The sequence below is a fragment of the Sphingomonas tabacisoli genome, assembly GCF_042678385.1.
GTDB classification, from domain to species: domain Bacteria; phylum Pseudomonadota; class Alphaproteobacteria; order Sphingomonadales; family Sphingomonadaceae; genus Sphingomonas_B; species Sphingomonas_B tabacisoli.
Genome location: NZ_JBHUDY010000001.1, coordinates 1646117 through 1659440 on the forward strand (window position 1 = coordinate 1646117; position 13324 = coordinate 1659440).

General features: G+C 66.2%; 11 protein-coding genes. 7 read left to right on the top strand and 4 right to left on the bottom strand.

What is annotated here, in order from left to right:
- Positions 1 to 23 precede the first annotated feature (23 nt).
- Positions 24 to 965, bottom strand: coding sequence for a phosphoribosylglycinamide formyltransferase (purN, locus tag ACFSCW_RS08580; protein ID WP_380888429.1), 942 nt, complete (start codon positions 963 to 965; stop codon positions 24 to 26).
- A 105-nt stretch (positions 966 to 1070) separates the two neighbouring features.
- Positions 1071 to 2165 carry a phosphoribosylformylglycinamidine cyclo-ligase gene (purM, locus tag ACFSCW_RS08585; RefSeq protein ID WP_380888430.1) on the bottom strand — a complete coding sequence of 365 codons (1095 nt, stop codon included), beginning with the start codon at positions 2163 to 2165 and terminating at the stop codon, positions 1071 to 1073.
- A 61-nt stretch (positions 2166 to 2226) separates the two neighbouring features.
- Here purM and ACFSCW_RS08590 point away from each other — a divergent pair, with 61 nt between their 5' ends.
- From ACFSCW_RS08590 to ACFSCW_RS08605, 4 genes are read left to right on the top strand one after another with little or no spacing between them, the layout of a single operon-like run.
- Entirely contained in the window at positions 2227 to 3492 is a 1266-nt protein-coding gene (locus ACFSCW_RS08590; RefSeq protein ID WP_380888431.1) for a heavy-metal-associated domain-containing protein, read from the top strand.
- Positions 3489 to 4094 carry a P-loop NTPase family protein gene (locus tag ACFSCW_RS08595; RefSeq protein ID WP_380888432.1) on the top strand — a complete coding sequence of 202 codons (606 nt, stop codon included), beginning with the start codon at positions 3489 to 3491 and terminating at the stop codon, positions 4092 to 4094. Before ACFSCW_RS08590 ends, ACFSCW_RS08595 begins: the two co-directional genes overlap by 4 nt.
- A complete protein-coding gene (locus ACFSCW_RS08600) occupies positions 4094 to 6238 on the top strand; it encodes an RNA degradosome polyphosphate kinase (RefSeq protein ID WP_380888433.1) in 2145 nt (714 codons plus the stop codon). Before ACFSCW_RS08595 ends, ACFSCW_RS08600 begins: the two co-directional genes overlap by 1 nt.
- The gene (locus ACFSCW_RS08605; RefSeq protein WP_380888434.1) at positions 6235 to 7728 is read left to right on the top strand and encodes a Ppx/GppA phosphatase family protein; all 1494 of its coding nucleotides are present in this window, start codon (positions 6235 to 6237) and stop codon (positions 7726 to 7728) included. The genes ACFSCW_RS08600 and ACFSCW_RS08605 overlap by 4 nt, the downstream gene beginning before the upstream one ends.
- A gap of 123 nt (positions 7729 to 7851) precedes the next feature.
- On the opposite strand, the gene rnd is transcribed toward ACFSCW_RS08605, so the two are convergent.
- Positions 7852 to 9024 carry a ribonuclease D gene (rnd, locus tag ACFSCW_RS08610; protein ID WP_380888435.1) on the bottom strand — a complete coding sequence of 391 codons (1173 nt, stop codon included), beginning with the start codon at positions 9022 to 9024 and terminating at the stop codon, positions 7852 to 7854.
- A 184-nt stretch (positions 9025 to 9208) separates the two neighbouring features.
- On the opposite strand from rnd, the gene aspS reads away from it, so the two are divergent.
- From aspS to ACFSCW_RS08625, 3 genes are all read left to right on the top strand, one after another.
- Positions 9209 to 11029 carry an aspartate--tRNA ligase gene (aspS, locus tag ACFSCW_RS08615; RefSeq protein WP_380888436.1) on the top strand — a complete coding sequence of 607 codons (1821 nt, stop codon included), beginning with the start codon at positions 9209 to 9211 and terminating at the stop codon, positions 11027 to 11029.
- A 126-nt stretch (positions 11030 to 11155) separates the two neighbouring features.
- Positions 11156 to 11926, top strand: a complete 771-nt coding sequence (locus ACFSCW_RS08620; RefSeq protein WP_380888437.1) for a polyphosphate kinase 2 family protein — start codon at positions 11156 to 11158, stop codon at positions 11924 to 11926.
- 142 nt (positions 11927 to 12068) lie between these two features.
- The gene (locus ACFSCW_RS08625; protein ID WP_380888438.1) at positions 12069 to 12533 is read left to right on the top strand and encodes a DUF1203 domain-containing protein; all 465 of its coding nucleotides are present in this window, start codon (positions 12069 to 12071) and stop codon (positions 12531 to 12533) included.
- Positions 12534 to 12659: 126 nt separating this feature from the next.
- Here the strand turns inward: ACFSCW_RS08625 and ACFSCW_RS08630 are convergent, their stop codons facing one another.
- Positions 12660 to 13145, bottom strand: coding sequence for a GreA/GreB family elongation factor (locus ACFSCW_RS08630; RefSeq protein ID WP_380888439.1), 486 nt, complete (start codon positions 13143 to 13145; stop codon positions 12660 to 12662).
- Positions 13146 to 13324: the final 179 nt, after the last annotated feature.

The window sequence follows — 13324 nt, forward strand, 5'->3', positions numbered from 1 at the left end:
AGCCGCTCCGCTCCAGGCGGCGCTCAGAACTCCCTGATCCCAAGCAGTTTGCGCGGGGCGACCAGCTTCCAGCTGAGCTCGATCCGGGCGGCGACATGATCCCAATCGGTGTCGCCGCTATCCAGCCGCACGCCGACCCATCCGCTGGTGCCGAAATAGGCAGGGCGGTAATAGGTTTCCGGGTCTTGATCGATGAGCTGCGCCTGCTCGTCCGGGCCGCTGGTCTTCACGATCATCGCGATGATGCCGTCGCCATGATGATCGTGCGTGAAATAGCAGAACATCTTGCCGCCCTCGATGCGGAAGCAGGGCATGCCGTGCGACACGGTTTCCTCGGCTCCGGGCAGCGCCATCGCCGCTTGCCGGACGCGCGCGAGCTTAGCTTCGGGCGTGCGCTCGCGCATCACGAAAGCGGCGAGGGTGCGCGGGTAAAGCTGGTGCTCGGCGATAAGCACTCGCGCCGCGAGCGACTCAGGCGTGTCACCGGGAAGAACCGCAACCTCGATCTGGCCAAGCACCGGCCCGTCATCAAGCTCGGCTGTCACCTCGTGGACGGAGCAGCCGACGACGGCATCTCCGGCCTCCAGCGCCCGCTCGTGCGTGTCGAGGCCCTTGTATTTGGGCAGCAGCGAGGGATGGATGTTGACGATGCGCCCGGCCCAGCGGTCGATGAAATCCGCCGGCAATATACGCATGAAGCCGGCCAGCGCGATGCAATCGACGCGGGCTCTGTCCAGCGCTTCGCTCAATGCCGCGTAGAAATCCGTTTTGTCCTTGGGCTTGTAGGCGGGAAGGCGCACGACCGGGACGCCTTCGGCCTCGGCAAGCGCCAACCCCGGCGCGTCGGGCTTGTCACCCGTCACAAGCGTAAGTTCGTAAGGGCAATCGGGCAAGCGCGCCGCATAGAGGAGCGCCGCCATATTCGACCCGCGCCCCGACAGCAGGACGGCGACACGGGCCTTCATTTCTCCCCTCCCGCTTGCGGGAGGGGCCGGGGGTGGGCCCTTCGCCCCGGGCAAGAGCTAGAGGCCTTTCCCACCCCTAACCCCTCCCGCAAGCGGGAGGGGAATCTAGCCAAGATGCACCGCCTGCCATGCCTCGCGCGCACTCCACGCGTCCGCCGATCCGACGACCGTGCAGCCGCGCGGGCCCTGTTCGACGCGGCCGATTACGAACACGGTTTCGCCGGCCGCTTCCAGCGCTGCCTTCACCGCTTCCTCCTGTTCGGGGGCGACCACCACGGCCATGCCGATGCCGCAGTTGAAAGTGCGCGCCATTTCTTCCGGCTCGATCGCGCCCTGCGCCTGCAGGAACGCCATCAGCCGGGGCTGCGGCCAGGCGTCGGCATCAATTCGGGCGTGAAGATCGTCCGGCAGCACGCGCGGGACATTCTCCAGCAGTCCGCCGCCGGTGATGTGCGCCAACGCCGCGATCTTGCCTTCACGCACCAGCGGCAGCAGCGACTTCACGTAAATGCGCGTCGGCGCCATCAGCGCATCGATCAGGATCACGTCCTGATCGAACAGGGCAGGGCGGTTCAGCTTCCAGTCCTTGTCCGCGGCAAGGCGGCGCACCAGGGAATAGCCGTTCGAGTGCACGCCCGAGGAAGCGAGGCCGAGGATCATGTCGCCGGCTTTCACTCGGGTGCCGGTCAGCGCCTGGTCGCGTTCCACGGCCCCCACGCAGAAGCCGGCAAGGTCATAATCGCCATCCGCATACATGCCCGGCATCTCGGCGGTCTCCCCGCCGATCAGCGCGCAGCCCGCCTGGCGGCACCCTTCCGCGATTCCCGCGATCACGCGCTCGGCGACTCCGGCCTCGAGCTTTCCGGTGGCGTAGTAATCGAGAAAGAACAAAGGCTCGGCGCCCTGCACGATCAGGTCGTTGGCGCACATGGCGACCAGGTCGATGCCGACGCCGTCGTGCCGGTCGTGCTCGATGGCGAGCTTCAGCTTGGTGCCGACGCCGTCGTTCGCGGCGACCAGCAGCGGATCGCGATAGCCCGCCGCCTTCAGGTCGAAAAAGCCGCCGAACCCGCCCAGTTCTGCATCCGCGCCGGGACGGCGCGTGCTTTTCGCAAGGGGGCCGATCGCCTTTACCAGCGCGTTGCCGGCCGCGATCGAAACGCCCGCCCGGGCATAGGTATAGGGTTGGCTGTCGCTCATATGGCCGCCGCCTAGCGACAAGACGCTTGGATTTCCACCGGGGACGCGCCAGAAGGGCGCCGTGATCGCCCTGCGCCGTTTCTCCGTCCCTGTTCCGTTCGTCCTGCTTTTCGCGTTGGCGCTTGGCGTCGCGGCGATGCTGCGCGCCCAGATCGAGGGCGGCGAGCGCGGCGTGCCGCCAATCGACAGCTCGTCGAGCTTCGAGGTGTCGGGCATCGACGTCGATGTTTACGCCGCGAATCCGAATGGGGCGCGACTGGAAGGCTGGCGGCAGGCTCAGCGTAAGGGCTGGGACGCGCTCTGGGGCCGCACGCATGGCGGCGAGAAGGGGCCGCAGCTTTCCGATTCGGCGCTCGACGGCATCGTCGCCGGCGTCGTCGTCGAGGACGAGCAAATCGGCCCGCACCGCTATATCGCGCGGCTGGGCGTGCTGTTCGACCGCGCGCGTGCCGGCACGATTCTCGGCACGTCGGAGAATATGCTGCGCTCCGCGCCGATGCTGATCATTCCGGTGCAATTCTCCGGCGGCGTCCCGCAAGCGTTCGAGACGCGCACCGAATGGCAAAAGGCCTGGGCGCGATTCCGCACCGGCAACAGCCCGGTCGATTATGTCCGGCCGACGGGCACGGGCCCCGATTCGCTGATCCTGACGCCGTCGCAGACCTGGCGGACGGGACGGACCTGGTGGCGCTTGCTGATCGACGGCTATGGCGCGGCCGACGTGCTGGTCCCGCAAGTGCAGATCGAGCGGCAATGGCCGGGCGGTCCCGTGATCGGCCGTTTCCAGGCGTTCCACGGCCCCGATCGCCAATTGCTCGGCGGCTTCGTGCTGCGAGTCGATTCGGCGGACGGCCTGCCCAAGCTGATGGACGAAGGCGTAAAGCGCATGGACGCTCTGTTCACCCGCGCGCTGCAGGAAGGCCGCCTGACGCCCGACCCGTCGCTGATAGCCGAGCCGGCGGTGCCGGAAGAAGATTTGGAAGCGACGGACGATACGATCCCCGAGGAAACCGCCGCGGTCGAAAGCGACACGCCGACGGCGGGCGTCACGAGCTTCAACGTCCAGTTCGATACGCCCGACGTCGGTTCGGTCAGCGCGGGCGAGGCGGCGCTGCGGGGCATCCCCGGCGTGCGCTCGGCGCAGACGGCGAGCCTTGCGCTCGGCGGCGTGTCGGTGATGCGCGTGACCTATGAAGGCGAGCTTGCAGATCTGGCGGCGGCGCTGCAGGCGCGCGGCTGGCAAGTGCAGCAGGGCGCCGGCACGCTCCGCATCCGGCGCGGAGCGGCGCCGGCTCCGTCTCCAAGCGGGACAGCCGCGCCCAAATGAGCCAAATGGGACTGCCGCTCGGTTGGCCCGCCGACGAGCGTCAGGAAGATTTCATCGTGAGCGAAAGCAACGCGCGTGCGATGAGGCATCTCGACCATTGGAGCACCTGGCCGGTGATGGCCACGATCCTGACCGGACCCCGCAAATCGGGCCGCAGCCTGCTCGGCCGGCTGTTCGCGCGCAACTCGGGCGGGCGCTTGATCGACGACGCGGAACGGCGGCCGGAAGAAGAGCTCTTCCACGCATGGAACGCCGCGCAGGAAACGCACCGCCCGCTGCTGATCGTGGCCGACGAGGCGCCGCCGGCGTGGAAGATCAGGCTTCCCGATCTCAAGACGCGGCTGTCCGCGACACCCGTCATCAGCCTCGGCGATCCTGACGACGTGCTGGTCGCCGGCCTCATCGAAAAGCTGCTGCTGCAACGCAACCTGCAGGTGCCGCCGGGGTTGGTGCCCTGGCTGATGCCGCGGATCGAGCGCACCCATGTCGGCATCATCCAGGCCGTCGACGCGCTCGATGAAGCGGCACTGGCGCGCAAGGTGCGGTTGTCGTTAAAGCTGGCCCGCGATACGTTCGGCGCCCGGCAGGAGGATTTGTTCTGATGGCTCGCCCGGAGCCGATCATCCGCGATGACGCGCCGCCGGTTGACGGCCAGCGCTATTTCAATCGCGAATTGAGCTGGCTCGCCTTCAACCGGCGCGTGCTGGAAGAAGCGTGCAACGCCAACCACCCGTTGTTGGAGCGGCTGCGCTTCCTGTCGATCTCCGGCAACAATCTCGACGAATTCTTCATGGTCCGCGTCGCCGGCCTGAAAGGGCAGCAGCTCCAGGAGGTCGAGGAGCGCTCGCCCGAGGGCATGACCGTCGCGCAGCAGCTCGCCGCCGTCACCGAAGAAGCTGAGCGGCTGATGCAGAGCCAGCAGCGCGTCTGGGCCGACCTGCGCGCAGCGCTCTCCGACGTCGACATCGACGTGGTCCGTGAACATGATCTCGACGCTGCAGAGACCGAATGGCTGCAGGCGCATTTCCGCGCGCACATTTTCCCGATCATCACGCCCCAGGCGCTGGACCCCGCGCACCCGTTCCCGTTCATCCCGAACAAGGGACTGAGCCTGATTTTCGACCTCGTCCGCCTGTCGGACAAGGAGCCGATTCGCGAGCTGGTGATGCTGCCGGCGACCTTGCCGCCGTTCGTCCGCCTTCCCGGCGAGCGCGCGCGCTACATCCCGATGGAATCGGTGCTGCGCTGCTTCACCGGGCTCCTCTTCCCCGGTTACCAGGTGAACGGCTCGGGCACGTTCCGGATCATCCGCGACAGCGACATCGAGATCGAGGAGGAAGCGGAGGATTTGGTCCGTTACTTCCGCAGCGCCATCAAACGCCGCCGCCGCGGACGCGTGATCCGGCTGGAGCTTGAGGAAGGCATTCCCGAAGCGCTGGAACGGCAGGTGCGCGGCGAGCTTGGCGGCGCCGACGTGATCGAGACCGTCTCGGGCGGCCTGCTCGGCATCGGCGATCTGGAAGCGCTGGTCGAGGAAGACCGTCCCGACCTCAAATGGCACCCGTTCAGCCCGCGCTTCCCGGAGCGTATCCGCGAATATGGCGGCGACTGCTTCGCGGCGATCAAGGCGAAAGACATCGTCGTCCATCACCCGTACGAGACCTTCGACGTGGTGCTCGCTTTTCTGAACCAGGCGGCCGCAGACCCCGACGTGGTCGCGATCAAGCAGACGCTCTACCGCGCCGGCAAGCAATCGGCCGTGATCCGCGCCCTGATTGACGCCGCAGAAGCCGGCAAGTCGGTGACGGCCGTGGTCGAGCTGAAGGCGCGCTTCGACGAGGAGCAGAACCTGCTCTGGGCGTCCGCGCTGGAGCGCGCCGGCGTGCAGGTCGTCTATGGCTTCATCGAATGGAAGACGCACGCCAAGGTGTCGATGGTCGTCCGGCGTGAGGAAGGCGGCTATCGCACCTATTGCCACTTCGGCACCGGCAATTATCACCCGATTACTGCGCGGGTTTATACGGACCTGAGTTTCTTCACCGCTGATCCGCGCATAGGCCGCGATGCGGCGCAGCTCTTCAACTACATCACCGGCTATGTCGAGCCGACCAGCCTCGAGATGTTGACCATGTCGCCGCTCGATTTGCGCGACAAGCTCTGTGCGTTGATCGACGGCGAGATCGAGCATGCGAAGGCCGGCCGCCCTTCCGGCATCTGGGCGAAAATGAATTCGCTCGTCGATCCGGCGATGATCGAGAAGCTCTACGCCGCCAGCCAGGCGGGCGTGCCGGTCGACCTGGTCGTGCGCGGCATCTGCTGCCTGCGGCCTGGCGTGCCCGGCCTGTCCGAACATATCCGTGTCAAGTCGATCGTCGGCCGCTTCCTTGAGCACAGCCGCATCTTCGCTTTCGGCAACGGGCGGGCGCTGCCCAACGACAAGGCCAAGGTCTTCATCTCTTCGGCGGACTGGATGCCCCGGAATTTCGACCGGCGCGTCGAATATATGCTGCCGATCGTGAACCCGACCGTGCACGATCAGGTTCTGGACCAGGTGATGGTCGCCAATCTGATCGACAATGAGCAAAGCTGGGAGCTGCTGCCCGACGGCACGTACGAGCGCGATGAACCCGGCGAGACGCCCTTCAACCTGCACCGCTATTTCATGACAAACCCGTCGCTGAGCGGCCGCGGCAAGTCGCTCGCCAACAGCGACGCGGTGCCCAAGCTGAGGCTGAGGCGCCGGTGACCGATATCGCCGTGCTGGAACGCCCGAGAGCCGAAACCATGCCCGCGCGGGAAGCGCGGCAGGCGATCATCGACATCGGCTCCAACTCGATCCGCCTGGTCGTCTATGGCGGCCCGCCGCGCATTCCGGCGACCTTGTTCAACGAAAAGGTGATGGCCGGCCTCGGCAGAAGCCTCGATGCGACGGGGGCGATCGCGCCGGCCTCGCTCGACATGGCGGTGCGGGCGCTCGCGCGGTTTCGCCGCCTCACCGACACTATGGGCGTCGAACACGTCCGCACGGTCGCCACCGCCGCGGTGCGCGATGCGAGCAACGGCAACGAATTGCTCGCCCAGGCTGCCGATCTGGGCCTCGACGTCGAACTGCTTTCCGGCGAGCAGGAAGCGGAAGCGGCGGCGCTCGGCGTGCTCTCGGCCATCCCGGACGCCAACGGCATTGTCGGCGATTTGGGCGGAGGCAGCCTCGAGCTGACCCGAGTCGCGAACGGGCAGGTGCTCGACCGGGCATCCTTCCCCCTCGGGGTCCTCCGCATCGCCGCGACCAAGGGCGCACGCGGCGCGCTCGAGAAAATGGTGGCGCAGCAGCTTGCCCGCGCCCCGTGGCTGAAGCAGGCCAAGGGCTTGCCGCTCTATCTGGTCGGCGGCTCTTGGCGCGCGCTTGCCCGCGTCGACATGGCGCTTGCCGCCTATCCGCTGCCGATCGTCCATCAATATGTGATGGCGCCCAGCTCGGTGCCGCGCCTCGCCCGCACAGTGCTCGAAAGCGACCGCGAGCAATTGCGCCTCGTTCCGTCGCTGACCGGATCGCGCATCGCGACCCTGGGCGAAGCCGCGTCGCTGCTCGCAGTGCTCGTACGAGAGTTGCAAAGCCGGAGCCTGATCGTTTCGGCCTATGGGCTTCGCGAGGGGCTGCTGTTCGGCGCTCTGCCTCAAAAAGTCCGCGTGGAAGACCCGCTGATCGCCGCCTGCCGGGAAGAAGCCGACGTGCAAGGCCGCTTTCCCGAGCATGGTGAGTTGCTCGACCGCTGGATCGCGCCGCTCTTCCCACGGAATAGCGACGCCCGGCTGCGCCTCGCTGCCTGCCTGCTGGGCGACACGGGCTGGCGCGCCAATCCCGAGTTCCGCGCCGAGCGCGCGTTCGAGACGGGGGCGCACGGCAATTGGGTCGGCATCGACGCGCGGGGCAGGGTGCTGCTCGGCCAGGCGCTGTTCTCGGCATTCGGGGGCGGCGCCGGGTCGCTCGGTGCGCTGTCGACTTTGGTCAGCGAAAGCGATGTGCGCCGAGCCGTGCGCTGGGGTTTGGCGATTCGGCTGGGCCAGCGGCTCAGCGGCGGGGCCGCGGAACCTCTCAAACGCTCCGAGCTCAGGATCGAGGGCAACGCGCTAACCCTGCGCCTGCCGGACGAGGACCGGAACCTCTATGGCGATGCTGTCGAGAAGCGGTTCCGCCAGCTTGCCTCAGCGATGGATTTAGAGCCGCGGGTGGGTTGAAAGCCCGGTCCCAAAGTCCGTTCGGGCTGAGCTTGTCGAAGCCCTTCTTTTCTTCGACTCGGCAAGGGAAAGGGAGGCCTTCGACAGGCTCAGGCCGAACGGAGCAGACGGGAGTTTGCGAGCTTAAACCTCCGCGTCCGTCCGAGTCATCTTGAGCTTGCCGTTCTTGACGGCGAAAGCGAGTCGGCCTTCGACCAGATCGAGCGCATCCTTGCCGAACTGCTCGCAGCGCCAGCCGTCCAGGATGCTCAGCCCCTCGCGCTTGCCGGCCGCCAGCAGTTCCAGCTCATCGGTGCGGGCGAGCAGGCGCGGCGCCACGTCGATCTCGCGCGCGCGGATCTTGAGCAACAGCTTCAGAAGATCGGCGACCAGCCCGCCTTCCTTGCCGAGCCCCGGCCTGCGCTCCTCGCGCGGCAGCTCGTCCGGACCCAGCGGTTTCGCTTCCGCAAGCGCCTTGATCATCCGCCCGCCGATGTCGTTGCCGCCCCAACTCGCCGACAGGCCACGCACCTTGGCGAGATCCTCTTGGACACGCGGCGGATGCGCAGCGATATCGGCCAGCGTCTCGTCCTTGACGATGCGGCCGCGCGGCAGGTTCTTGTTGCGCGCCTCGCGCTCGCGCCACGCAGCCAGCGCCTTCAGCCGCCCGAGCACTTCGGCCTTGCGGCTCGGGATCTTCACCCGCTGCCAGGCAAGGTCCGGATCGTTCTCGTAGTTCGAGGGATCGGCCAGCCGCTCCATTTCCTCGTCGAGCCAATGGCCGCGGCCCTGCTTGACCAGCCGGTTGACCAGCATCGGGAAGATTTTGACCAGATGCGTGACGTCGCCGATCGCATAGTCGATCTGGCGTTTGTCGAGCGGGCGGCGCGCCCAATCCGTGAAGCGCGCGCCCTTGTCGAGCACGATGCCTAGCCAGCTATCGACGAGATTGCCGTAGCCGATCTGTTCCCCTTGCCCCAGTGCCATCGCCGCGATCTGCGTGTCGAAGATCGGGTGCGGCGTCTTGCCGGTCAGGTTGTAGACGATCTCCACATCCTGACCACCGGCATGAAAGACCTTCAGCACTTCTTCGTTCTCGACCAGCAGGTCGAGCAGCGGCTGCAGGTCGATACCGTCGGCCTTGGGATCGATCGCCGCCGCCTCGTTCTCGTCGGCGATCTGGATCAGGCACAGGTCCGGCCAATAGCTGTTCTCGCGCATGAATTCGGTATCGACCGCGACGAAGCGGGATTTGGCCAGGCGGGAACAAAGATCGGCAAGCGTATCGCTGTCCGTAATCAACGGATGAATCTGCATTGCCGCGCCATAGCTTGGCCACGCAACTTGACAATCCCGGCCGGGCCGGGGAAGCGCGCCCGCGACACGAAGTTGATCGTCATTCCCGCGAAAGCGGGAACTCAGCTTCTTCTTCTTTCCTGCCGTGCGCTCGAAAGGCAGCTGGATCCCCGCTTTCGCGGGGATGACGAAGAGGGATTGGAAAATGACACACGCCTACCGCACTCACACCTGCGGCGCGCTTCGCGCCTCCCATGTCGGCGAAACCGTTCGCCTGTCCGGCTGGGTGCACCGCAAGCGCGATCATGGTGGCGTGCTGTTCATCGACTTGCGCGACCATTACGGCATCACGCAGGTGGTGGCGGACGTCGACTCGCCCGCGCTGCCGGTCCTCGAGGGCCTGCGCGCCGAGTCGGTCGTCACCATCGACGGCGTCGTGAAGGCGCGCGCGGCGGGCACGACCAACGCGAACCTGCCGACCGGCGACATCGAAGTGTTCGCCAATGCCGTCACCGTACAGTCGGCGGCGCAGGAGCTGCCGATGCCGGTGGCGGGCGAGGCCGACTATCCGGAAGATATCCGCCTCCGCTATCGCTTCCTCGATCTGCGCCGTGAGCGGCTGCACGCCAATATCGTGCTACGCAGCCATGTGATCAGCTCGATCCGCCGCCGCATGATCGAGCAGAACTTCACCGAGTTCCAGACGCCGATCCTGACCGCATCCAGCCCCGAAGGCGCGCGCGACTATCTTGTCCCCAGCCGCGTCCACCCGGGCAAATTCTACGCGCTCCCGCAGGCGCCGCAGATGTTCAAGCAGTTGATCATGGTCGCGGGCTTCGACCGCTATTTCCAGATCGCGCCCTGCTTCCGCGACGAGGACGCGCGCGCCGACCGCTCGCCCGGCGAGTTCTACCAGCTCGATTTCGAAATGAGCTTCGTCACACAAGACGATGTTTTTGCAGCGATCGAGCCGGTGCTGCACGGCGTGTTCGAGGAGTTCGCCAACGGCCGCCAGGTCAGCGCCGCGCCGTTTCCGCGCATTCCCTACCGCGAGGCGATGCTCAAATACGGCTCCGACAAGCCGGACTTGCGCAACCCGATCGTCATCACCGACGTATCGAAGCACTTCGAAGGCTCGGGCTTCGGCCTGTTCGCCCGGCTGGTCGAGGGCGGCAACGTTGTCCGCGCGATCCCCGCGCCGAACACCGCAGGCCACAGCCGCAAATTCTTCGACGACATGAACGACTGGGCGCGCTCCGAAGGCCATGCCGGCCTCGGCTACATCACCCAGAAGGGCGGCGAGCTCGGCGGCCCGATCGCCAAGAACCACGGCGAGGAATCCACCCGCAAGCTGATCGCCGAACTCGGCCTCGGCCCTGACGACGGCATCTTCTTCGCCGCCGGCAAGGAAGGACAGGCCGCCAAGCTCGCCGGCGCCGCGCGCTCCCGCGTCGGCGAACAGCTCGGCCTGATCGACAAGAACAAGTTCGAGTTCTGCTGGATCGTCGACTTCCCGATGTACGAGTATGACGAGGAAGCGAAGAAGATCGACTTCTCGCACAACCCCTTCTCGATGCCGCAGGGCGAGCTGGAAGCGCTGGAGACCAAGGACCCCTTGGACATCCTCGCCTATCAGTACGACATCGTCTGCAACGGCGTGGAGCTGTCGTCGGGCGCGATCAGGAACCACCGGCCGGACATCATGTACAAGGCGTTCGAGCTCGCCGGCTATTCGCAGGCGGACGTCGACACCAACTTCGCCGGCATGATCAACGCCTTCAAATGCGGCGCGCCGCCCCACGGCGGCTCGGCCCCCGGCATCGACCGCATCGTGATGCTGCTCGCCGACGAGCCGAACATCCGCGAAGTCATTCTCTTCCCGATGAACCAGCGCGCCGAGGACCTGATGATGGGCGCCCCTAGCCAGGTCACGCCCAAGCAATTGCGCGAGCTGCATATCCGCGTAGTCGACGGGCCGGGCACGAAGGACACCAAGCCCGCTACGGAGGCCGTGAGGCCGGAGTAACCGCGCGTTTCAAAATGAAACACCTCAAACCCGGTTTGGGCTGAGCTTGTCGAAGCCCTCCCTTTCCTTTCGGCTCGGAAGGAAGAAGAAGGGAGGCCTTCGACAAGCTCAGGCCAAACCAAGTCTATGGCAATCAATCTTTCCGACTACGAACAAGGCGCCGATCATCCCGGCGACTACGACGCCGACCTCGCCGACCTGCAGGAGCGGCTCGCCCGTATCCAGGTCGCGCACATCGTCCACAAGCGCCGCGCGATCATCGCGATCGAGGGCTGGGACGCGGCGGGGAAGGGGGGCGTCATCCAGCGCCTCACCGCCAAATGGGACCCGCGCTATTTCGAGGTCTGGCCGATCGGCGCACCGACGCCCGAGGAAAAGGACAAGCATTTCCTCTGGCGCTTCTGGGCGCGGATGCCGCTCAGCGGCGACGTGCATGTCTTCGATCGCACCTGGTACGGCCGCGTGCTGGTCGAGCGCGTCGAAGGCTTTGCGACCGAAGCCGAATGGAAACGCGCCTATGACGAGATCAACGAATTCGAGGCGCAGCAGCGCGACTGCAACACCACGCTGATCAAGCTGTTCGTCCACGTCAGCCAGGAAACGCAGGACAAGCGCCTCAAGAAACGTTTCGAAGACCCGTGGAAGCGCTGGAAGACCGGCGCGGAGGATTACCGCAACCGCGGCAAGCGCGACGCCTACCTCAAGGCCATGCACGACATGTTCAAGCAGACCGACACGCGTTGGGCGCCCTGGACGGTCATCGACGGCAACGACAAGAAAGCCGCCCGCATCGCCGCCCTCACCGCCATCGCCGACCAGCTCGAAGCCAAGGTCGACATGACTCCGCCGCCGATGGACCCGGAGCTGGAGAAACTGGTGCGGGAAACGCTGGGATAGCCCCTCTCCCATCGGGAGAGGGCGACTCGCGCCCTTGGGCGCGAGCGGGGTGAGGGGAAATGTGTTTGGCGGTTTGACGGCAATCTCTGGGAAGCGCTCTTTCTTCTGGGCCGGTAGAAAGCCTCCATAAACGGAGGCGACAATGGCTTTTCGCATCGCGGGACTCGACCCTGAGGCCTTTCTTGAACTCGCCTATCTTTCGGACGGCGAACTCGCCGATCGCGGCATCATACGCCGTATATCCAGCGGCAGCGGTTTCCCCTGTCGCGTGACGCTGGCGGAAGTGCCGGCGGGCGAGGCGGCGCTGCTGATGAACTATGAGCATCAGCCCGCCGGCACGCCGTTCCGGGCGAGCCATGCGATCTTCGTGCGGGAAGGGGCAGGGCAGCGGTTCGACCGCATCGATGAAGTGCCGGAGCTCTTCCGCACCCGCCTGCTGTCGATCCGCGCCTTCGACGCCGAGGGCATGATGGTCGAGGCCGATGTCGTCGACGGCAAGGAAACGGAGGCAGCGATCGAACGCTTCTTCGCGGCGCCGGCCACCGATTACCTCCACATCCACTACGCCAAGCCCGGTTGCTTCGCGGCGCGCGTGGACCGCGCCTGACCCTCTCCCGCTTAGCGGGAGAGGGCGACTCGGCCCTGCGGGGCCGAGCGGGGAGAGGGTGCTGGGCGCCGTACCATAGGCCCCTCTCCCCGCTCGCGCTCGCAAGCGCGAGTCGACCCTCTCCCCTCAGGGGAGAGGGTAGATGATCGCCACCACCTCATATTCCTTTTCGCCGCCGGGGAGGGTGATGCGGCGGAGATCGCCGATCCCGGCTCCCCTCAGCGCCCGGGCGATCGGGGAATCCCAGCCGACCTTGCCAGCCCCGGCGTCGGCTTCGTCGTTGCCGACGATGGTGAGAGTGCGCTGACTGTCGTCCTCGTCGGCGATGGTGACCGTCGCGCCGAAATAGACCTTGGCCTTGTCGGGCTGGCGGGCGGGATCGACGACCTTTGCCGCCTTCATCTTGGCGGAGAGGCGGCCGAGCGTACGGTCGATCTCGCGCAGCCGCTTGCGGCCGTAGATGTAATCGCCATTCTCGGAGCGGTCGCCATTGCCGGCGGCCCAACTGATCGTCTCGACCAGCTTCGGCCGCTCGTCTCCGAACAGCCGGTCATATTCGGCGCGAAGCGCGGCATAGCCTGCGGGGGTGATGTAATTCGGGCGGTCTATCATCTCCCCTCCCGCTCGCGGGAGGGGCCGGGGGTGGGAACGTCAGGGCGGCACATCGCATTAGACATGCCCACCCCTAACCCAGTGGTCCAGCCCGATCAGGTGAAACATGCCCCCGGCATGTTTCAGGATTGTCCGGGGGACAATCCGACCTGAGCAGGCTGGAACCACTCGCAAGCGGG